Source organism: Paraburkholderia dipogonis, assembly GCF_042680985.1.
Classification (GTDB): Bacteria; Pseudomonadota; Gammaproteobacteria; order Burkholderiales; family Burkholderiaceae; genus Paraburkholderia; species Paraburkholderia phytofirmans.
Map to the genome: position 1 here is coordinate 133,469 of NZ_JBHUFR010000002.1, position 20,491 is coordinate 153,959.

A 20,491-nucleotide genomic window follows, 5' to 3' on the forward strand; every position below is an offset into this window, starting at 1 on the left:
GCCTGATTATCCAAGACGCTGCGGGATGAGAAACGACTGAGTAGCGACTACTCAGCGTTGAGTCCCCGCAGTCTAGATCAATCGCGAATGCGCATGCGCGGAAAAAACTGAACCTATCGTTCAAATTTTTTGTACTGAGCAAGCAGCGATCGACGCCGGTTTTCCCGCTCGCCCTCGCGATCTAACGCGCGTCGCCCGACACGACCGTGGACGCCATGCACGCAATGACGGAAGCCAGAATCATGGCGTCCGCATTGGCCGGAATCGCGGCGCGTATTCTCGGCTTGTAGATCGCATCGTCACGGCGAATCGTCGCGCCGCTCAATGCACAGCGTCCCTTGATGCGAGCGCGGCAGCAGATCCACACCTGGTCGACGTACCGGCAACGGGTCGCATCCTGCCAGAGCACGGCGATCGACGTGTCCGACAGACGCTCAAGCACTTCGATCTGGATATGACGCGACAGCATGTCAGCGGCGGCGACACGTTTCGCCCGTGGCTTCAGATAGGCTTCCCCTTCGTTCTCGCTGCCATAGTCCGCCAATAGCCTGCTGATCACGTGACTCCACACCGGCGCGCGACCGTCGTCCGGCAGCGCTGATGTATTGGCGCCAACCTCGCAATACGCTTCACGACGACCGCGCCCCCCGTGCTGAGCCGTCTTCGTGCATTGCTTCAAGGGGGTTTCGATCTGCATGATGCCGCTCCCGAAATGTTGGCGGGTAGTTTTCAAAGAGCACGAATGTCATCTGCCGGGTGCGGCCTCGTAATTGACCGGCACCCAGTCATACGTGTGGCCGTTTTTTCTGATGTGTCCGAGGCCCGGAAAGGCAACGTGCGCTGCGCCGATCAGATAGCGTTTGTTGGCCGCGAGTTCGAACGCCTGGCGGCGCGAGTGCTGCGCATCCGCCGCGCTGGTGTCGTATTCGACCGAAGCCGCGGGGTTCTGCAACTGGATGGACGCAACGTGGACAATGTCGCCCCACACCAGCAGATCCTGCGATTCGCTCTCCACTAGATAACCTGTGTGGCCCGGCGTATGGCCGGGCAATGCGACCGCGCGAATGCCCGCGTCGAGTTCGGCGTCGCCGCTGAACGGCCTGAAGCGTCCGGCCGCGACATAAGGCGCGACAGAGGCGCTTGCCGCGTCGAAGAAGGTGCTGAGAAAAGCCGGCGCTTTCGACTTGTTGGCCGGGTTCAGCCAGTAGTCGGCCTCAAGCTGGCTCACTCGCACAATCGCGTTCGGAAACGCCATCTGACCGTTCGACACGATGCCGCCGACATGGTCCTTATGCAGATGCGTCAGCAGCACTTCGTCGATCTGCTCGGGCTGATAGCCGGCCGCGCGCAAATTGTCGGGCAGCTTGCCGCAGCAGTCGCCGTACAGCACGCCCGCGCCGGAATCGATCAGGATCAGCTTCGAACCGGTATTGATCAGAAACGCGTTGATGGACCCTTGCACCGGTGCCTGCAGAAAATCGCGTTGGAGATCGCGCGCGATTTCGGCTTCCGGCACGTCCTTCACGACCGTGTCGATTGGAAACGGATGCGTGCCGTCGAGCAAGGCGGTCACTTCAAAGCCGCCAAGCACGATCCGGTAAAAACCCGGCCCCTGCGTCTTCACCTGAGGCGCGGCGGCGAACGCGCAAGCGCCCGTCATGCTCGCCACCAGGCTCACTACGAACACGCGCCACATGACTGCATGCATCGCCCATTTGCGCCGTATCCACTTCATGATTCGATCCCTGGTGTTCATCGTGAATATGCTGAAAAGCATAGCGGCCGCCTGCCGGGCGCACTCGCTAATTTTTATTAATCCTCCTGAGTAGCCACTGTCGCGAGCTGACTCAGATACGCATGAATCTGCGCGACGACCGCCGCGCCGTCGCCCACGGCGGCGGCCACGCGTTTAGCGGATTCGGAGCGCACGTCGCCCACCGCGAACATGCCCGGCACGCTGGTTTCCAGCGGATATCGCGCGCTGTCTTGCGAGAACCCATGCTCGCTACGCGCAAAACCGGTGACGACGAAACCGCGGTTATCCAACTCCACGCCGCTCCTGTCGAGCCAATCCGTTTTCGGGTCCGCGCCGATAAAGAGAAACAGATGGCGCGACGCCACCACTTCGTCCTCGCCGTCGTCTTCGTGCCGCACATGCAGATGCGTGAGTCCGGCTTCGTCGCCTTCCAGCGCGCGCAGTGTGCAACCGGTGCAAAGCGTGACATTGGGCAAGGAGCCGATCCGGTCGATCAGATACTTCGACATGCTCGCGTTGAGGTCCTTGCCGCGAATCAGCACGCGAATGCTGCGCGCGAAGTTGGCGAGGAACACGACCGCCTGGCCGGCGGAATTGCCGCCGCCCATCAGCACGATGTCCTGGCCTTTCACCAGCTTCGCTTCGATCGTCGACGCCCAGTAGTACGTGCCGCGTCCTTCAAAGCGCTCGAAACCCGTCACCGCCGGCTTGCGGTACGCGGCGCCGCTCGCCACCACGACCGTGCGCGCGTTGATGCGCTGGCCGTCGAGCAGCGTGAGCAGGAACATGCCTTCGTTGCGGCACACCTCGACGACCTTGCCGGGGATCGCCAGATGCGCGCCGAACTTCAGCGCCTGCTGGAACGCGCGCGCGGCAAGCGCCTGCCCGGAAATGCCGGTGGGAAAGCCGAGATAGTTTTCGATGCGCGAACTCGCGCCGGCCTGGCCGCCCGGCGCCCTCTGATCGAACACCGCAACCGACAGTCCTTCCGTGGCGGCATACACGGACGCGGCGAGTCCCGCCGGCCCCGCGCCGATGATCGCGACGTCGTACACATGCGATTGCTCGAAGGTCGGCACGAGTCCGAGGCACGACGCGAGCTGCACTTCGTCGGGCGCGCGCAGCACGTTTCCGTTCGGGCAGAACACCAGCGGAAAATCGCCGGGTCCGGTGGTCATGCCGCCCAGCAGCGTGATGGCTTCGGGATCGGTGCGTGCGTCGATCACCATCGCGGGATAGGCGTTGCGGCGCAGAAAGCCCTGCAATCTGATGAGCCGGTCATCGTTCCCGTTGCCGACGATGATCGGGCCCAGCCCCTGCTCGATGAGCCCGAGCCGCCGCAAAATCAGCGCGCGCATGATGTGTTCGCCGAGTTGCGCATCGGCGACGATCAGCGCCCGCAGCCGCTCCGGCTCGATCACGAGCGTCTCGGCGTCGGTCAGCGCCACGCCGTCGATCAGCGCGGGTTTGCCGGAGAGTTGCGCCATCTCCGCCATGAAGTGGCCGTCTTCATGTTCCGTGACGAGCGTGGAGCGCCCGAAGCTGTCGCGCGAATAAATGCGCACGCGGCCGCGCAACAGCACGAACAGACCGAGTGCCACCTTGCCGGTTTCGAAGATCAGTTCGCCGGCCTTGAACGACATGGGCGTGGCGAAGCGCCGAAGGCTTTGAATTTCCGCGGGCGAAAGCCGCGGGAACATCTGATGCTGCCGGTATTCCAGCGACGAATACGGAAACTCGAGTTCGGACGGCGTCGTCGCTTCGATCTGTAACTCAGGCGTGCTCATAAAAAATAACCCTCTTCTGACACGCCTTGCTGATGACGTGGTGCCGATACGGCGTTACCAGCCGAACTTGAGTTCGGCGCCTACGTAGTCGGAATTGCGCGCACCGAGATCGCGCAGCGACGGTCCGACCTGAAAATGCACGGCTTCGAGGGCGGCGGCGAGATTCGCGGTGACCGCATAGTCGGCGCGCAGCTGCGTATAGAAGCCGGTCCAGCGGCTGCCGTGTCCCGCCGTCCCCGGCACGACTGCCGAGCCCTGCTGATACACAGCGTCGGCAGTGGTCTCGCGCCACTGCAGCCCCACGCCCGCGAGCAGCGACAGCTTGCTGCTCGGTTTGACGATCAGCGACGGCTTGACGTGAATCACGTTCGAGTAGCCGGTATAACCGGCGAGCGCGAAGTAGTAGCCGTTCGGAAAGAGCGGATTGAAGGTGCCGATGCGGCCGTCTCCCGGATGCGTGTCGCCCGAGGCCGCATCGACCTGCAGGCCGAGACGCGGCGTCCATGGCAGCGAAGCCAGCGTGTAGCCGGCGAGCGTGCCTACCGCCCACGCACCGATCGTCTTGTTGCCGACATGGCCCGACTGATACATCGCCTCCGCGTCCCAATCGATGTGATTGGCCGAGCCGGCGTAACGCGCGTCGAACACGTCGCGATGCTCGTTGCCGGTAGCGTCGAGAAAGCGCGCGTTGCTGCGGTTGTAGCGGGAGTAATAGGCTGACAGATCGCCCGGACCGACAGCCTTGCGCTCGACCCGCACGCCGCTGAAGGTCAGATCGCGATTCGAAACGTCGTCGAAATCCGAGTTGTCGCGGTATTGCACCGGCTGCGTCGCATAAGCGATCCAGCGCCACGGTCCGGTTTCATAGTCGGCCCAGATGGCGTCGAAGGCCTGGCGCACATTCGGGCCGTCGCGCACGGAAATGAACCGCTGCAAGTCGAACGCCATCTCCTGGCGGCCGACGCGAAACTTGAACGTACCGGGTCCGAGCGGTTCGGTGATGGCGACAAACGCCTGCCGCAAGTCGAGCGGATTCTTGTCGACCGGCGAGACGTTGTCCTTGCCGAAAGGCCGCGCGTCCTCGAACTGCGTGAAGATCTGCACGTGCGGGCCGAGGCGCACATCGGCGTGAACTTCGAGACGTTGCAGCACGTAGGTGTCGTCGCGGCCCGAACCGAGGCCGAAGAGCGGCGCATCGTTCATTTCGAGCCGCTCGCGCAGCACCATGCCGAGCGAGATATACGCGTCGGGATTGCCGAACAGCGGAATGTATTTCAGCGAATCGAAGGGCTTCTTCGGCACGCACGGATTGGCGAGCGCCGACCAGTTTTCCTGCCAGCGGTTGAACATGACGGCAGGTCGCGCGCATGACGTGCTTGCCGTCGTTGCCGCCGTGCTGGGCGTACTTGTCGTGCTGGTATCGTCCGCACCGCCGAGCGCGGTATCCGCCGCCGACGCCGGCAGCGCGGCCGCCAGCCCCGTGCTGATCAACAGCGCGCGGGCCGCGCACAGCGCCAGGCGCCGGCGCGAGCGCTTGCGCGGCTGCAACGCCTGCAAGGTCTGACAGTTCCGCAACGTCCGCATGAGGCCTGCTTTACTGGCCATCGTGCACTTCGGCGATATACCCGCCCGGGAATTCGAGCACCGCGCTCTTGCCGGCTTCGCTGCTGTACGGCTGCGATACCACCTTCGCGCCGGCCGCTTGCGCGCGCTCGAGCGTCTGCGCAAGATCGTCGACGGCATAGCCGGTCGTTTCACGTCCGAACGGGAACGGCAGCTTGCCGTCCGTGACGAACACCACCATGCGGCCGAAGCCCGAATTGATGCGGATCTCGCGAATCGTCTCGCCGGGACGGCCGATCACGCCGGCGTCCGCGCGCGGGTTATCCGACACCACCTTGCCATGCGAAAAATGCACCCAGCGACGCACGAAGTTGTTGGCCTCATAACGCGACACATACACGCGGTTGTCCGGCACGCTGTGCAACGGCGCGTAGTTCGGCGCCTTGGTGTGCCAATAGAGCTGCATCGTCAGGCCGCCCGGCCATTGGATGATCGCGTCCTTGCCGATCGGATCGTCGAAGCTGTCGACTAGCACGTCGGCACCCGCCGCGCGCGCCGCCTTCACCGCCTGGTCGATGTTGGTGACCAGATAGCCGGTGCGCTCGTTGCCGAACGGATAGGGAATCGGCGTCTCGAAGCCGAACACCGACAGCATGCCGACCGGCGTCTGCACATATTGCGACGCGGTCTTGCTCGGCGTCGGCGTCACGGTGAACACCGCGCGCGGCGACGCCTTGCCGCCGAACGTGGCGAGAAAGCTGGTGACAAACGCGTCGAGATCCGCCGACGCGACGTACACGTGGGTCGTGTCGTACTGCGCGCCGACCGAGACGTCGGGCATGCGCGCCGCGAGCGCGCTCTTGCCGCTCGGGACTTCCGGCGGGCCGTTATCGGCGAACGCGGCCGGGACCGGCGCGAGGCCGATCAGCAAGGCTGCGCCGAAAGCCGCAAGGGGACGAAGGCGTTGAAGCGATGTGAACATGTGATTACCCGATGGTGTTAGCAATATCTGAATGGACGGCCTGCAGGATCAGCCACCCTCTTTTGTCGCGCTCGGCGTGGCCGGTTTTTGCGCCGGGCTGGCCTGCCGCGGGTCGGCGACCTGAACCGCGGCCGTCTGCGCGAAAAACTGCGCCTTGACGGCCGGTATGGCGTGCTCGCCCAGCACCATGCCGAGCAGGCCGGCGAGCGCGATCAGCGGCGGCGCCGGCGACTGCACCTTGAGCAGCCAGTAGAGAAGTCCGATGCCGAAGCCGACTCCCAATGAAATGATGTAGCCCATGCCGATTTCCTTTTCGATACACACTTGCGGCGAACCGCGTCGTCAATTCGCCCACTCCGAACCCAGCACCAGCCCGCAGAAATTCAAGCGGCGATAGTTCGGATCCCACCGGTCCAGCACGTCGGCATTCACGGTGCCGAACGTCGTCTCGGGACGATGCTCCATGCCGCGCGCGTAGGCTTCGATGATCTTCTTCTTGAAGCCGGCCTCACGCGGCCAGGCCTGCACGATTTCGTTGCGCTGCTGCGCGGTGAATTCGTCGTAACGCGCGCCGCGAATATCCATCTGCACGCCCGCGCTCACCAGCGCGACGAGCGGCGACAGATGCTCCGGAATGCCCGGCGTGCTGTGCAGCGCGATCGCCGCCCAGACCTCGTCGATCGCGCCGGCGGCGGCACCGTACTGCAGCATGAAGTCGCGCGCCTCGTTCGCGCTGTCCACCTCGTAGCGATACGCGGAACGTTGGTGTTGCACACTCAAACCGACGTTGTGAAACAAGGCGCTCACGTACAGCAACTCCGCGTCGAACCTCAGCTTGTCGCGCAACCCGGTCAGCGCGCCGAACAGAAACGCCCTGAGCGCGTGATGAAACATCAGGCTCGACTCCGTGGCCCGGATCTGTTCGGTTGCCGCCCGCGCCAATGGACTGTCGGGAATGTCGACTCCCGCAATCGTTTTCTTCATGTCATCTCCTCGCTTTCCGACATCCGCTCGCGGGCGCGCATCGCCGTCCGACTGATCAGTGCAGCGTAGCGAATAAAGCTCATAAAGACTTTGGCGAATCCTTAAAAAGACTTAATCGATGCGGCACCGCTCGCACTCCGCTCACAACGCGAGATCATGGATACGCCGGACGCCGTCGCGAATCCATTGCAGCAAACCACCCGGGCCGGCGTCGGCATTGTCCGGCGACGCCAGCAGCAGCTTTTCGGTTTCATGGTGTTCCGACAGCAGCCGGCACATTTCGCGCCCCACCTCGGGACGCCGCGCGAGCATTGGCGTCAATGCCGCCTTGTCGAGCTGGAACACGGTGACGCGCGTCATCGCATGGACGATCACGCCGGTTTTCACGCCGGCCAGAATGCCCGACTGGCCGATGGAGTCGCCCGGCGCGAGCCGGCGCAATTCGACTTCGCCGTTATCCTTCGGCACGCTGACTTTCGCCACGCCGCTCGCCAGAATGTGCAACGCGTGGCCGTTTTCGTCGGCTGCGCTGTAGATGGTTTCGCCGATGTCGAACTCATGGCGCGTCAGCTGCGCAGCCAACTCCGCGATCCCGCTGTCGTCGAGCGTCTGGAAGATGAGCACGCTGCGCAGCAAGCGCTGCTTTTCATCCGTGGCCTCGTTGGCGGGTTCGGACACGGACAGCGGATGCAGCACCACGCCACGCGATGACAGATGCCGGTGCGCGAGATCGAACAGTTCGTTGCGCACTTCGATCTTCTTGCTCAACGAATCGACATAGCAGACGATCTCGTACTCGATCGCGTCGTTGGTGGCCCGCCGCACGCTGACCACCGGCTTCGGCTCGGCAAGCACGTTCTCCGAGCTGGCTGCCGCGTTGGTAAGAGCCTGCAGCACCGTGGCGGGCCGCACCGACGGCTTGACCGGCAGCAGCACGCTGATGCCGTGCGTATGCGAAGGCTGGTTGGCGTTGACGATATTGGTGCGCGCCGCCACGCTGTTGGGAATCACGACGATGTTGCCCTGCCCGTTGAGCAGGCTCGTTGCGCGCCAGTTGGTTTCCACCACCTTGCCTTCCACTTCGCCGATCGTCACCCAGTCGCCGATCGAAAACGGCCCCGTGGCGTTGAGCACCACGCCTGAAAACACATCGTTGAGCGTGCTTTGAATCGCGAGACCGAGCACGACCGCGAGTGCGCCCGAGGTCGCGAGCAGGCCGCGCACCGGCAGTTCCAGCACGAAGGCAATCGCGCCGACCGCGGCCGCCAGAAACACCAGCGCGCCGAACACGTCCTGAAAGAGGCGCTCCTTGTGCCAGGTCTCCGGCAGCACGGTGCGATCCAGCACGATCGTCACGAGCCGCGCGCCTTGCAGCCACCACACCACCTCCAGCAATTGCGCGAGCAGATGGCGCACCGGCTCGTCAGGCCAAGGCGCCGCGCGCAGCGGATTCATCCCGTGGCTGAACAGCACATAAGTGGACAGGCCGAACATCAGCGCGCGCAGAGCAAGACGCCCCTTGTCCGTTTTACGGGTCATGAAGCGCCAGGCGAGGAAATCGAGAACCAGAATGCCCAGCCCATACATCACACCGTCGTTCAGGGTCGGCATAAAGGTTCTCGCTGGCCTCGTGGGATAAGACAGTGAATGTCAGAACGCGAAACAGCTACAACCCAGCGCGCCCCAAAAGCCGTTCGAATCGCTGACCGGCACGTTCTTCCGCCATGCCCAACCGTGCGCGTGAGCATGCACGCCGCACAGATTCACGCAGCCGTCCACGCACGCTACCGCGGTCGGCTTGTATCGGCTGTAGCCGCCAAATTCGGCGACCGGCGACCACGACGGACTAACCGGCAGATCCGGTGGCGCGAGCGGCGCGAACTCGTCGTCCGCATAGACCACCTTGCCGCCCACCACCGTCATGTTCGAGGTCAGGAACTTGATGCGGCTCTCGTCGACCGTGAAGAAGTCTTCGCTAAGCACCGCGAAGTCCGCGAACTGCCCGGGCACCAGCGCGCCCTTGCGATCTTCTTCATTCGAGAACCAGGCGCTGCCCACCGTATAGCGGCGCAACGCCTCCATGCGATCGAGCTTGTTCTCGTTCCCATACATCGACGTGCCGCCCACCGTCTTGCCCGACACCATCCAGTACAGCGAGACGAACGGATTGAAACTCGCGACGCGCGTCGCGTCCGTGCCCGCGCCGACCGGCAGGCCGGCGTCGAGCATGTGACGGATCGGCGGCGTGCGCTTGACCGCCTCTTCGCCGTATTGATGGATGAAGTACTCGCCCTGATACGCCATGCGGTGCTGGATCGCAATGCCACCGCCGAGCGCGCGCACGCGCTCGACGTTTTTCTGCGTGATGGTCTCGCAGTGGTCGAAGAACCAGCGCAGTCCGTTGAACGGAATTTCGGCGTCGACGCGTTCGAACACATTCAGGAAGCGTTCGATCGATTCGTTATAAGTGGCATGCAGACGGAACGGCCAGCGGTTCGCCACTAGCAGTTTGACGACGGCTTCGAGTTCGTCTTCGAGCGAATCAGGCAGATCCGGACGCGGTTCGAGAAAGTCTTCGAAGTCCGCAGCGGAAAACACCAGCATTTCGCCGGCGCCGTTCACGCGCAGGAAGTCGTCGCCCTCGCCGGGTTTCGTCATCTTCACCCACTTGGCGAAGTCTTCGATTTCCTTCTTCGCGTTCTGCGTGAACAGGTTGTAGGCGATCCGCACGGTCAGTTCGCTGTGCTTCGCCATGTCCATGATGACGGCGTAGTCGTCGGGATAGGCCTGATAGCCGCCGCCCGCGTCGATCGCGCTCGTCACGCCGAGGCGATTCAGTTCGCGCATGAAATGGCGCGTGGAATTGCGTTGATCCTCGGGCGCGAGCTTGGGGCCTTTCGCGAGCGTCGCGTATAACAGTCCGGCGTTCGGCCGCGCGATCAGCATGCCTGTCGGGTTGCCGCGCTTGTCGCGCTGAATCTCGCCGCCGGGAGGATTGGGCGTGTCTTTCGTATAGCCGACCGCGCGCAATGCCGCTGCATTCAGCAGCGCGCTGTCGTACAGATGCAGGATGAACACCGGCGTATCCGGCGCGATTGCATTGATTTCTTCGAGCGTCGGTCCACGGCGCTCGGCAAACTGGAATTCGTTCCAGCCGCCCACCACGCGCACCCACTGCGGCGCAGGCGTGCGGGCCACCTGCTTGCGCAACATGTCGAGCGCGTCCGCGAGCGACGGCACGCCGTCCCAGCGCAACTCCATATTGAAGTTCAGGCCGCCGCGAATGATGTGCAGGTGCGAGTCGTTCAGGCCCGGAATGACCGTGCGGCCTTTCAGATCGACGTGGCGCGTGGCGTCGTTGGCGTGCCGCATCACGGCATCGCGCGACCCCGCGGCGACGATACGGCCGCTCGCCACGGCGAGCGCATCGGCGAAGGAGCGCTTGTCGTCCTGCGTGGCGATCTTGCCGTTGAAGAAGACGACCTCGGCCGGCGTCGGCGCGGAAGGTGTGGAAGTCATGGCGATCCTCATGGGAGAGCGCTCCGGTTTGCACGCACGGAGCTATTTCCGGGCAAGCCCGGAAATCGGGAAACAGGGAAGCCTGGAGGCGCGCGGTGGGCGCGCGCCGTCTATCGAATGTTCGAACGGATGCCGCGGCCGGCACGAGCCCGGCGAAAATGCCGGACTCCGGTCGCCGAACGGCGCGGCATCCCTCCACACGGGTTGGCCGGCGTCATGCGGTGCCGGCCGCGCTGAATCAGCCCGCTTCGCTCGCGTGTTCGCCGAGAATCGACTTGGCGTAACGCACGCCGATGCCATAGGCGCTATGCGCCTTCAGGATGTCCATGCAGCCTTCGTACGTCTCGCTGCGTCCCCAGTCGCGTTGCAGTTCGAACATGTACTGGAACGAGGTCATCGGCACCGCGCCGGCCTGGATGATGCGTTGCACCGCGCGTTCGTGCGCTTCCGTGGTGATGTCGCCGCAGGCGTCGGTCGGCACGTAGATTTCGTAGCCTTCATTGATCATCTGGATGGTCGGGAACGACACGCACACTTCCGTCCACAGACCGGCGAGCACGATTTTCTTGCGGCCGGTCGCCTCGATGGCTTTGCGGAAATTCACGTCTTCCCACGAGTTCATCGACGTGCGGTCGATCGGTGCGTACTCCGGGAAAACCGATTGCACTTCCGGCACCATGTCGCCGCTGAACGACTTGGCGGCCACCGTGGTCAGGATCGTCGGGACCTTGAAGAGCTTCGAAGCCTTCGCAATCGCCTGGACGTTGTGCAGAATGGTGGTCCGCTCATGCGAGGTCGTTCCGAAGAACATCTGCGGCTGGTAGTCGATCAGGGCAACCGCACATGTATCGGGGGTCAAGAGTTCTTTAGGCATTACGGGCTCCGTATTGAATTGACAAAGCAGTCTGAAAGACGTGCCGTGCTCGCCAGAACAGCGAGGAAAACTGGAATTGAGTCTATCGACGGGCCTTCGCGGAGTCCTTGTGGAAGTCCTTAATCGTTCTTAAAAATGATGACGGCGCGGAGTGGATCGCACTCCGGCGAGCGTGAGTGCGATGTGTCGCCAGAGGGTGACGGCCCGCCCCGGTGGATCGGCGCACGCAAGCAGTCGCATTCAGAAGAATTAAGCAATCTGAAGTTCTCTACAGTGGCTCGCACCGTACGATTGAAAACTGCGATGTCACGTCATGCATTGTCGGGACGGGACGTCCTTCAACATCACAAGACTGGAGAGAAAAACTTGGCTAGCCCATCTGGAATTGCGTCGGCGAATCGTCGCCAGCTACTCGTCGCCGGCGCCGGCGCAGCCGGCGCGGCAGTCGCCGCGATGGCGGCGCCGGGCGTCGCGATGGCCGCCGCGGCGGCCGGCAGCGGCAGCGCACACGCAGGCAATGCATCCCACTCACAGCATGGAGAGCGTCACACTATGAATACGGTAACCACGAAAGACGGCACGCGAATCTTCTTCAAGGATTGGGGCACCGGCAAACCCGTCGTCTTCTCGCACGGCTGGCCGCTCGACGCCGACGCGTGGGATGCGCAAATGCTGTTTCTGGTCCAGAAGGGCTATCGCGTCATCGCCCACGACCGCCGCGGCCACGGCCGCTCGGATCAGCCGTCGCACGGCAACGACATGGACACCTATGCCGACGACCTGGCCGCGGTCATCAACGCGCTCGACCTGAAGGGCGCGACGCTCGTCGGCCATTCGACGGGCGGCGGCGAGGTAGCGCATTACATTGGCCGCCACGGCACCGCGCGGGTGGCGAAGGCCGTGTTGATCGGCGCCGTGCCGCCGCTCATGCTCAAGACCGAAGGCAATCCGAACGGCCTGCCGATGTCGGTGTTCGACGGCATTCGCGCGAGCGTGGCGTCGAACCGTTCGCAGTTCTACAAGGACCTTGCCGTGCCGTTCTACGGCTTCAACCGGCCCAATGCAAAAGTCTCGCAAGGCACGATCGACGAGTTCTGGCGCGAAGGCATGCTCGGTTCGATCCAGGGCCAGTATGAATGCGTCAAGCAATTCTCCGAAGTGGACTACACCGAGGATCTGAAGAAGATCGACGTGCCCACGCTGATCCTGCACGGCGACGACGACCAGATCGTGCCGATCGACGACTCGGCCCGCCTGTCGGCGAAGCTGGTGAAGAACGCCACGCTGAAGGTTTATCCGGGCGCACCGCACGGCATGTGCACGACGGAAGCGGACAAGGTCAACGCCGATCTGCTCGCGTTCCTGCAAAGCTGATGGCAGCCAGGGCGCTGCGTGTGGTCGAAACCACGCGGCGCTCGTTGGATACGTTGTAGACGCGCGGCGCGGCAGCCTGGCGGATTCACTTCGCCGGGCGCCGCGCCGCGTTGTCTTTGCCCGCTCGAATCGGTCCATGCGATCTGGGCCGTCAGCGTTTCAGCTCTACTCCGTCACCTCGCCGAATGCCGGCTTCAGAATTTCCACGCCACATCGATATGTATTACGCCAATATGTCGGCGCAAAAATAAAACATTTCGACAAGCCCGACAAAAATAAAATCGCCTCTCGCCAGTGACGGGCGACGCGCCGCCGAGCCCGACCCCTCAAGCCCAAACGCCCGCTGCGCGCGGGCCAAGGGGCGATCGCCGACCGCCCGCTTCAAATGCTTCTTTCTGCCTAATATTAAAGCAGCAGCCATTTAACTCAGCACTTTCACATTCCGGGGCGATTAAGCCATAATGACGCCTGCTTACATTTTTTAATTTTCGGGTAAATTGCTGAAAGCAGTGCGACCGCTGCGCGACGATCGAGGTGACCCATCATGTTGAACGCCACACTGACCGCCACCACCGCCCCGGCCGCACGATCCAAAGACTCGCTGGGATGCCTGTCGAACCAGCTCGGCCGGGATCTCGAACTCGACACCGGCGAGTTCAAGTTCTATCGCAAGTCCACCGTCGACAACCAAACCAGCGCGGTCGCCATGCACGGTTCCGACCGCGGCTTCCTGATCGGCGTGTCGCTCAAGCCAGGCCACCGGCGGCGCATTTACTCGGCACACCGCTGGACCACCCACGACTTCGGCCAGGATAGTGTCTATATCCGTGACTTCGCGGACGACTACAAAGCCGATCTGCAACGCGGATTCGATTTCGTGCTGATCGAACTGTCGCGCGCTTTCATCGCAAACGCCTGTTATGAGCGCAACGGTTCAAACGTGGCGCGCCTCGCCACGCTAGCAGGTCGCAACGATCCAACGCTCGGCCATTTCGCGCAGATCCTCTCGCTCACGCTGGATCGCAAGAGCGAGGCAAGCCCGCTCTTTGTCGAGCAGTTAGGCATCGCCGTCGGCACACATCTGCTCGATCAATACGGCGACACGGCGTGCTCATCCTTCAGCAGAACCCGGCGCCTGTCGAGCTTGCAGGAAACGCGCGCCAAAGACATGTTGCTCGCCAAGTCGCAAGGCAACGTGTCGATCGAAGAAATCGCCAACGCATGCAACCTCTCGCGCAGCTACTTCATTCGCGCGTTTCGCGAAACCACGCATCGCACGCCGCATCAATGGCTGCTCGAGCGGCGCATCGACCGGGCTCGCGATCTCCTGAGAAATTCCGACTATTCCCTTTCCCAAATCGCCATTGCATGCGGCTTCTCCGACCAGAGCCATTTCACGCGGACCTTCTCGCAACTGGTCGGCACGCCGCCCGGCACATGGCGCAAACAGGCCGCCGGCTAAGCGGCCGGGCCGTCGAGCAAACGGCGCTGAATGCGCCTCCCGCCTCTTGAGCCCATGCCGGTATCGCAACAAACGAGCCGTGTTCGCGCGCGCCGCGAGACTTTCTTACAAAGCATCGCACTAACCGACAAGACGCGCGTGATTTGCCAAGGTACTTTCAAGCCCATCGACGATGGCCGTTCGAGCTTGCGCCGACGCAGCGAGGACATGCGAGGCGCTCACCAGCAGCCGAGCGGCGCATCTCCCTATCACGCTCATTGTCCCAGGACTTGAAAACGACATGATTGAACTAGGCCGCTTTCAAATCGATCTGGAAATGCGCACCGTGCGGCGGGACGGCGAAGCACTGCATCTGGGCTCACGCGCCTTCGACATTCTCGCCGTCATCGTGTCGGCCGCCGGCCGTCTCGTCACGAAAGACGAATTGATGAATGCGGTGTGGCCGAACACCGTAGTGGAAGAGAACAACATCCAGGTGCATCTCTCCGCCTTGCGCAAAATTCTCGGCGCGGACCGGCATCTGATTCTCACCGTGCCTGGCCGCGGCTATCAGCTTGTGCATCGGCAAAAGCCAGCGCCCGTGCGGCCCATCAGCCGGGTTTGCGCCGGGCGTCCTTTGCCTTCGCCGAAAACCCGCCTCGTGGGCCGCGACGCGGCAATCGAACAGATCCGCGCGATGCTGCGGGAGGCGCACGTGCTGACGCTGGTGGGCGCGGGCGGCATCGGCAAAACCAGTCTCGCGATCGAAGCCGCGCGTCAAGCCGCGGACGATTATGCCGAGCCGGTCTGCTTTGTCGAACTGGCCACGCTGAACACGTTTGACGGCGTGCTCGGCGCCATCGCGCAAGCTTGCGGACTGCTCACGGAAGGCGCGACGCCCGCCGTCACGCAGCTCGCCGCCGCGCTCGCGCACAGGCACCGACTGCTAGTGCTCGACAACGCCGAGCATGTGATCGGTTGCGTGGCCGAGATCGTGGAGGCGTTGATCGCGGAAAGCGATTCGCTGCGTGTGCTCGTGACTAGCCGTGAGCCGCTGCGCATCATGCCCGAGGCCGTCTTTCGCGTGGATCCGCTGGACGTGCCGCACTTGCATTCCACCGATGCGGAGATCCTGCAGCAGTCGGCCGTGAATCTGTTTCTGCTGCGCTCCAACTCGTTGCAATACAAGGTGGGGGCCGAGAGCGCCGAATTACGGCTGGTCGGCGAAATATGCCGGCGGCTGGACGGCATTCCGCTCGCAATCGAACTGGCCGCGGCACGCGTCGCGGCGCTCGGCGTGGAGGGCGTGCATCGGCGGCTGGACGATCGCATGGCGATTCTCGCGGGCGGCTATCGCACCGCATTGCCACGCCATCAGACCTTGCGCGCCACCTTCGACTGGAGCTTCGCGCTGCTCGACCAGGGCGCGCAGTCGCTCTTCAGACGGATCGCGGTATTCGGCGGCGTGTTCACGTTCGAGGCCATGTGCGCGGTCGTGTGCGATTCCACTTTGACGATCGAGAACGCAATCAGCGGGATCAGCGAACTGCTGGCCAAGTCGCTCGCCAATGTCGAGTTCGACGGGCCGGTCGCGAAGTACCGGCTGCCCGAATCGACGCGGGCCTATGCGCTGGAGAAACTGCAGGCCGAGGGCGAGCACTCGGCGTTCGCTTCGCGCCATGCGCGCTATCTGTCCACCTGCTTCCAGACGCGCACGGCGCCCACCGTGTGCCGCGACGCCGAGCGCGCCACGGCTCTGCACCACACGTTCGACGACGCGCGTGGCGCGTTCGACTGGGCCTTCTCCGCCGAAGGCGATGTGCGCCTCGGCGTCGATCTCGCCTCCAACCTCGCCGGTGCGCTGCTCGATGGCGGCATGATCGCGGAGGCTTGCGCGCGCGCCGAACTCGCGGTCGGCGTACTCGACCAGCTTCCGGCCGCCACGGTGGACGCCGCCTGCGAAATGCGCGTGCGCGCGGCGTTGGCGACGGCCTTGCCGTCCGTTCGCGGGTGCGTCGCGCGGTCGGCCGAACTATGGCGCGATGTCTTCGCACTGGCGATCGCGAGCGGCGACCAGGAGTTTCAGGCGCGCGCGCTGTGGGGCTTGTGGAACATGATGCTCTCCAGCAGCGACATCCACGAATCGATGAAATTCGCGCGGCAATTCCAGCGCCTCGCCGAAGACGAAGGCAATGCATGGCAAGCCGTTCTGGGCGACCAGGCGGTGGCCATATCGCTGCATTGTCTCGGGCAGCACGCGCAGGCCAAACAGAAATTGCTGGGCGCGCGCGAACGCTTTGCACAGATCGAGGGAAAGTCGCAGTGGGACAGCATGTTCGCCGTCGATCCGCTCGTCTATTGCAACGGGACGCTCGCACGGATCGCCTGGCTTGAGGGCAATCCCGGCGAGGCCATGACGCTGGTCGATGCGCTCGTGAATCTCGTGCGGCCCGAAACGATGGAGCCGTCGCTCACGCACATGCTCGGCACCGTGGCCGCGCCGCTCGCGCTGTTGTCGGGCGATCTGGGCCGCGCCGCGGCGTATCTGGAGATCATGCGTTCGCAGGCCGCGCTGCATCGCTTCGATGTCTGGGTGGAGTATTGCGACTGCCTGAGCGCTTACCGCGACATTCTCGACGGACAGGCGGCGCGGGCGCTGCCGATCCTGGCCGCATCGCTCGATGCGTTGATCGCGCGCGGCTTCCGGCGTGTCGTCACGTTGTTTGTCGTCGTCCATGCCGAGGCGCTCGTGAGCGTGGGACGAACGCGCGAAGCGACCAGCCGTCTGAACGACGCCCTGGCGTTTTGCCAACATCATGGTGAGTTGATGTTCGTTGCAGAAATCTGGCGCGTGCTGGGAATCGCCGCGCACGCCGAAGCTGGCGTGCAAGCCGGTGCCGGCAAAGATTTCGGCAGCAAGCTTGCGCACGCGGCCACCTGCTTCGCGACGGCGCTCGAATCGTCCCGCGAGCAGGGCGCGAGAATGTGGGAACTGCGCGCGTCGCTGGCCATGGCCGCGTTGCTGCGCGACGAAGGCCGCAATGACGAAGCGGTCGAAGTGCTGACACAGATCGCACCGTATTTCGACACGGCATCCAGCGCCACCGATGTGCGGTCCCTGTTCGCGATGCTCAGGACGCTGCGCTCGCGTCATGACAAAGCAATCCAGCGAGCGGTGTTCGAATTGCCGCAGCGGGAAGCGCATCGGTTTAACGATACCGTCGAACGCGTTGGCTAGGCGCGGACGTGCCGCGCCGTTCCAAGCCTGCCTGCGCGCACCTCACCGCTCCAGTTCAGCAAACAGCCAATCCTGAAAGCTGCGCAGCTTCGGCAAGTCGGCACGCGACTTCAACAGATTCAGCGTGTAGCCGTGCACGTCGAGGCCGTCCGTGCCGAACGGCGCGACGAGCCGTCCGGTTTCCAGTTCGCGTTGCGCGAGCAGCAGGCTCTCCAGGCACACGCCCAAGCCATCGACCGCGGCGCTCAGCGCCATGAACGAGCGGTCGAAGCGCGGTCCGCGTCCAATATCGATCCGCGTCTTGCGATGCAAACGCATCCAGTCCCGCCAGCCGACCAGACAGCCCTCGCTATGAATCAGCGGATGGTGCTGCAGGTCCGCGACGCTGCGCAGCGGATAGTCGCCGCTCATCAACGCCGGCGCGCATAGCGGCACGATCGTCTCCGGCGGCAATTCCAACACCAGCGTGCCGGCCGGTTGCAGCTTGCGCGGACCGTAGCGGATGTCGATATCGACCGCTCCTGAAATCAGATCCGCCGCTTCCGATGACGCATTCAATCGCACGTCGATATCCGTATGCGCCGCGCTGAAGCGCGCGATGCGCGGCATCAGCCATTGGGTCGCAAAACTCGGCGTGCAATGAATCGTGAGGATGTCGCTCTTCGCCACGCGGCCGATCTCGCGCGTGGCCGCGTCGATACGCGCGAACGCCGCGCTGATTTCCTCTGCGTATTGCCTGCCCGAGTCCGTCAGCAGCACCGTGCGATGCAAGCGATGGAACAGTCGAATGCTCAATTGTTCTTCGAGCAGCTTGATTTGATGGCTGACCGCCGAGGGCGTCACGAACAGTTCTTCTGCTGCGAGCGCGAACGACGAAAGCCGGGCGGCTGCTTCGAAGGCTTGTATCGACTTGAGGGTGACGCGATTGTGCATGGCAGCATCCACGTGAATTCAATTCATCTATCGGCCATCTTAATTCGTTTGAGCGATGCCTGGCGTGCGATTACGCTTGTCATCACTGGCTGCGACGTCGATGCGGCCCACGCAAAAGAGGAGACGCACGAATGAACCTGAGAGAAACCGCGCCCTATCCCGAGCTCGCGGAGCATGCCTACCAGATCCGCCGCAACGCGCTGCGCATGGGCGAGGTGCAAGGGCAAGGCTATATCGGCCAGGCGCTCGACATCGCCGACGTGCTGGCGGTCGCCTACTTCCGAGCCATGCGTTATCGCGCCGACGATCCCGACTGGGAAGGCCGCGACCGCTTCCTGCTCTCGAACGGCCATTACGCGATCGCGTTGTACGCGGCGCTGATCGAAGCCGGCATCATCGCCGACGAAGAACTGGAGACCTACGGCAGCGACGACAGCCGCCTGCCGATGTCCGGCATGGCGAGCTACACGCCCGGCATGGAGATGTCCGGCGGCTCGCTCGGCCAGGGGCTGACGATCGCGGTTGGCCGCTGCCTGGGTCTCAAGCGCAAGGGTTCGGACGCCATCGTCTACACGCTGTTTTCGGACGGTGAACTCGACGAAGGCGCGGTGTGGGAAGGTCTCATGTCCGCCGCGCATTGGAAGCTCGACAACCTGATCGCGATGGTCGACGTCAACAATCAGCAAGCGGACGGGCCGTCTTCGGCGGTCATGGCGTTCGAGCCGCTGGTCGAGAAGCTGCAGGCATTCGGCTGGTACGTGCAGCGGGTGGACGGCAACGATCTCGCGGCGGTGGTCGCCGCGTTCGATGCGGCGCGCGCGCATCCCGAAGCGCAACCGCGCATCATCGTTTGCGATACGCGTATGGGCTGCGGCGTGCCGTTCCTCGAAGCACGCGAGAAAAACCACTTTATCCGCGTCGATGCGCACGAGTGGCAACTCGCGCTGCAAGCGCTCGAAGCCAGGAGAACCGTATGAGCGCCGCAGCACCGAAACCGCGCCTGAAGACTTCGGCGATGATCGCCTCGATCGCTGGCGAAGGCCAGATTACCCGCTCCGCGCCGTTTGGCCACGCGCTGGTGGAACTGGCGCGCAACCGGCCCGAAGTGGTCGGCATGACCGCCGACCTCGGCAAATACACCGACCTGCATCTGTTCGCGAAGGAATTTCCCGAGCGCTACTACCAGATGGGCATGGCCGAACAACTGCTGATGGGCGCCGCCGCCGGCATGGCGCACGAAGGCGCGCAGCCGTTCGTCACCACCTATGCGGTGTTCGCCGCGCGCCGCGCCTACGACTTCATTCACCAGGCGATTGCCGAAGACAACCTCGACGTCAAGATGGTGTGCGCGTTGCCCGGCCTCACGACCGGCTACGGCCCGAGCCACCAGGCGGCCGAAGACCTCGCCCTGTTCCGCGCGATGCCGAACCTCACGGTGATCGACCCGTGCGACGCGCTCGAAATCGAGCAGATGGTGCCGGCGATTGCCGACCATCGCGGCCCAGTATATGCGCGGCTCTTGCGCGGCAACGTGCCGGTCGTGCTCGACGAATACGACTATCAGTTCGAACTCGGCAAAGCCAAGCTGCTGCGCGACGGGACCGAAGTGCTGATCATCTCGTCCGGAATCATGACGATGCGCGCGCTCGAAACGGCCAAGGCGCTCGCCGCCGACCGCGTCGACGTGGGCGTGCTGCATGTGCCGACCATCAAGCCGCTCGACGCCGTCACGCTGCTGCGCGAAGCGCGCCGTCCGGGGCGCCTCGTGATCGTCGCGGAGAACCATACGGTGATCGGCGGACTTGGCGAGGCCGTGGCCACCGTGCTGCTGACCAACGGCGTCACGCCGCCCTTCCGTCAGATCGGCCTGCCCGACGCCTTTCTCGACGCCGGCGCGCTGCCGACGCTGCACGACCGTTACGGCATTTCGACCGAGGCGATGTGCGACACCATCAAAGGCTGGCTGCGCTAGACGCCGATTTCATGAGTAGAAACAAGCGTAGTCACCCATAGCAAAGACAGTAGCAAACCATAAGCATC

Annotated in this window: 16 protein-coding genes; 5 read left to right on the top strand and 11 right to left on the bottom strand. The window is 63.6% G+C overall.

What is annotated here, in order from left to right; translation table 11 throughout:
* Positions 1-181 precede the first annotated feature (181 nt).
* The 10 genes from ACFSNN_RS02670 to ACFSNN_RS02715 all read right to left on the bottom strand — a co-directional run bounded on the left by ACFSNN_RS02670 (position 182) and on the right by ACFSNN_RS02715 (position 11,465).
* Positions 182-697 carry a DUF3331 domain-containing protein gene (locus tag ACFSNN_RS02670; protein ID WP_134463181.1) on the bottom strand — a complete coding sequence of 172 codons (516 nt, stop codon included), beginning with the start codon at positions 695-697 and terminating at the stop codon, positions 182-184.
* Positions 698-745: 48 nt separating this feature from the next.
* Complete coding sequence (locus tag ACFSNN_RS02675) at positions 746-1,735, bottom strand: MBL fold metallo-hydrolase (RefSeq protein WP_208949574.1); 990 nt, start codon at positions 1,733-1,735, stop codon at positions 746-748.
* A gap of 77 nt (positions 1,736-1,812) precedes the next feature.
* Positions 1,813-3,543 carry an FAD-dependent oxidoreductase gene (locus ACFSNN_RS02680; RefSeq protein ID WP_134463177.1) on the bottom strand — a complete coding sequence of 577 codons (1,731 nt, stop codon included), beginning with the start codon at positions 3,541-3,543 and terminating at the stop codon, positions 1,813-1,815.
* Positions 3,544-3,597: 54 nt separating this feature from the next.
* Positions 3,598-5,127 carry an alginate export family protein gene (locus tag ACFSNN_RS02685; protein WP_134463175.1) on the bottom strand — a complete coding sequence of 510 codons (1,530 nt, stop codon included), beginning with the start codon at positions 5,125-5,127 and terminating at the stop codon, positions 3,598-3,600.
* A 10-nt stretch (positions 5,128-5,137) separates the two neighbouring features.
* Positions 5,138-6,088, bottom strand: coding sequence for a VOC family protein (locus ACFSNN_RS02690; protein ID WP_134463173.1), 951 nt, complete (start codon positions 6,086-6,088; stop codon positions 5,138-5,140).
* 48 nt (positions 6,089-6,136) lie between these two features.
* Positions 6,137-6,388, bottom strand: coding sequence for a DUF1427 family protein (locus tag ACFSNN_RS02695; protein ID WP_134463171.1), 252 nt, complete (start codon positions 6,386-6,388; stop codon positions 6,137-6,139).
* A 42-nt stretch (positions 6,389-6,430) separates the two neighbouring features.
* Positions 6,431-7,072, bottom strand: a complete 642-nt coding sequence (locus ACFSNN_RS02700) for an HD domain-containing protein (RefSeq protein WP_134463169.1) — start codon at positions 7,070-7,072, stop codon at positions 6,431-6,433.
* Positions 7,073-7,213: 141 nt separating this feature from the next.
* Positions 7,214-8,683 (bottom strand): mechanosensitive ion channel family protein, encoded by a 1,470-nt coding sequence (locus ACFSNN_RS02705; RefSeq protein WP_134463167.1) that lies wholly within the window; start codon positions 8,681-8,683, stop codon positions 7,214-7,216.
* 39 nt (positions 8,684-8,722) lie between these two features.
* Positions 8,723-10,591 (bottom strand): amidohydrolase, encoded by a 1,869-nt coding sequence (locus tag ACFSNN_RS02710; protein ID WP_134463165.1) that lies wholly within the window; start codon positions 10,589-10,591, stop codon positions 8,723-8,725.
* Between the two features lie 238 nt (positions 10,592-10,829).
* Positions 10,830-11,465, bottom strand: coding sequence for a hydrolase (locus ACFSNN_RS02715; RefSeq protein ID WP_134463163.1), 636 nt, complete (start codon positions 11,463-11,465; stop codon positions 10,830-10,832).
* 552 nt (positions 11,466-12,017) lie between these two features.
* On the opposite strand from ACFSNN_RS02715, the gene ACFSNN_RS02720 reads away from it, so the two are divergent.
* From ACFSNN_RS02720 to ACFSNN_RS02730, 3 genes are all read left to right on the top strand, one after another.
* A complete protein-coding gene (locus ACFSNN_RS02720) occupies positions 12,018-12,839 on the top strand; it encodes an alpha/beta fold hydrolase (protein WP_106312561.1) in 822 nt (273 codons plus the stop codon).
* Positions 12,840-13,383: 544 nt separating this feature from the next.
* A complete protein-coding gene (locus tag ACFSNN_RS02725; protein WP_134463161.1) occupies positions 13,384-14,301 on the top strand; it encodes a helix-turn-helix transcriptional regulator in 918 nt (305 codons plus the stop codon).
* A 280-nt stretch (positions 14,302-14,581) separates the two neighbouring features.
* Positions 14,582-17,518 carry an ATP-binding protein gene (locus ACFSNN_RS02730; protein ID WP_134463159.1) on the top strand — a complete coding sequence of 979 codons (2,937 nt, stop codon included), beginning with the start codon at positions 14,582-14,584 and terminating at the stop codon, positions 17,516-17,518.
* Between the two features lie 42 nt (positions 17,519-17,560).
* On the opposite strand, the gene gcvA is transcribed toward ACFSNN_RS02730, so the two are convergent.
* The gene (gene gcvA, locus ACFSNN_RS02735; RefSeq protein WP_208949572.1) at positions 17,561-18,451 is read right to left on the bottom strand and encodes a transcriptional regulator GcvA; all 891 of its coding nucleotides are present in this window, start codon (positions 18,449-18,451) and stop codon (positions 17,561-17,563) included.
* A 131-nt stretch (positions 18,452-18,582) separates the two neighbouring features.
* On the opposite strand from gcvA, the gene ACFSNN_RS02740 reads away from it, so the two are divergent.
* Both ACFSNN_RS02740 and ACFSNN_RS02745 read left to right on the top strand, forming a co-directional pair.
* On the top strand, positions 18,583-19,428 hold the full coding sequence (locus tag ACFSNN_RS02740; protein ID WP_134463155.1) for a transketolase: 846 nt from the start codon (positions 18,583-18,585) through the stop codon (positions 19,426-19,428).
* Complete coding sequence (locus ACFSNN_RS02745) at positions 19,425-20,423, top strand: transketolase family protein (RefSeq protein WP_134463153.1); 999 nt, start codon at positions 19,425-19,427, stop codon at positions 20,421-20,423. The genes ACFSNN_RS02740 and ACFSNN_RS02745 overlap by 4 nt, the downstream gene beginning before the upstream one ends.
* The last annotated feature ends 68 nt before the right edge of the window (positions 20,424-20,491 follow it).

Bases quoted from the DNA above. Each gene is read 5' to 3' on its own strand.
- ACFSNN_RS02715 (WP_134463163.1), bottom strand. From the start codon at position 11,465: ATGCCTAAAGAACTCTTGACCCCCGATACATGTGCGGTTGCCCTGATC.
- ACFSNN_RS02680 (WP_134463177.1), bottom strand. From the start codon at position 3,543: ATGAGCACGCCTGAGTTACAGATCGAAGCGACGACGCCGTCCGAACTC.
- ACFSNN_RS02720 (WP_106312561.1), top strand. From the start codon at position 12,018: ATGAATACGGTAACCACGAAAGACGGCACGCGAATCTTCTTCAAGGAT.
- ACFSNN_RS02745 (WP_134463153.1), top strand. From the start codon at position 19,425: ATGAGCGCCGCAGCACCGAAACCGCGCCTGAAGACTTCGGCGATGATC.
- ACFSNN_RS02670 (WP_134463181.1), bottom strand. From the start codon at position 697: ATGCAGATCGAAACCCCCTTGAAGCAATGCACGAAGACGGCTCAGCAC.
- ACFSNN_RS02675 (WP_208949574.1), bottom strand. From the start codon at position 1,735: ATGAAGTGGATACGGCGCAAATGGGCGATGCATGCAGTCATGTGGCGC.
- ACFSNN_RS02725 (WP_134463161.1), top strand. From the start codon at position 13,384: ATGTTGAACGCCACACTGACCGCCACCACCGCCCCGGCCGCACGATCC.
- ACFSNN_RS02710 (WP_134463165.1), bottom strand. From the start codon at position 10,591: ATGACTTCCACACCTTCCGCGCCGACGCCGGCCGAGGTCGTCTTCTTC.
- ACFSNN_RS02705 (WP_134463167.1), bottom strand. From the start codon at position 8,683: ATGCCGACCCTGAACGACGGTGTGATGTATGGGCTGGGCATTCTGGTT.
- ACFSNN_RS02740 (WP_134463155.1), top strand. From the start codon at position 18,583: ATGAACCTGAGAGAAACCGCGCCCTATCCCGAGCTCGCGGAGCATGCC.
- ACFSNN_RS02730 (WP_134463159.1), top strand. From the start codon at position 14,582: ATGATTGAACTAGGCCGCTTTCAAATCGATCTGGAAATGCGCACCGTG.
- gcvA (WP_208949572.1), bottom strand. From the start codon at position 18,451: ATGCACAATCGCGTCACCCTCAAGTCGATACAAGCCTTCGAAGCAGCC.
- ACFSNN_RS02700 (WP_134463169.1), bottom strand. From the start codon at position 7,072: ATGAAGAAAACGATTGCGGGAGTCGACATTCCCGACAGTCCATTGGCG.
- ACFSNN_RS02695 (WP_134463171.1), bottom strand. From the start codon at position 6,388: ATGGGCTACATCATTTCATTGGGAGTCGGCTTCGGCATCGGACTTCTC.
- ACFSNN_RS02690 (WP_134463173.1), bottom strand. From the start codon at position 6,088: ATGTTCACATCGCTTCAACGCCTTCGTCCCCTTGCGGCTTTCGGCGCA.
- ACFSNN_RS02685 (WP_134463175.1), bottom strand. From the start codon at position 5,127: ATGCGGACGTTGCGGAACTGTCAGACCTTGCAGGCGTTGCAGCCGCGC.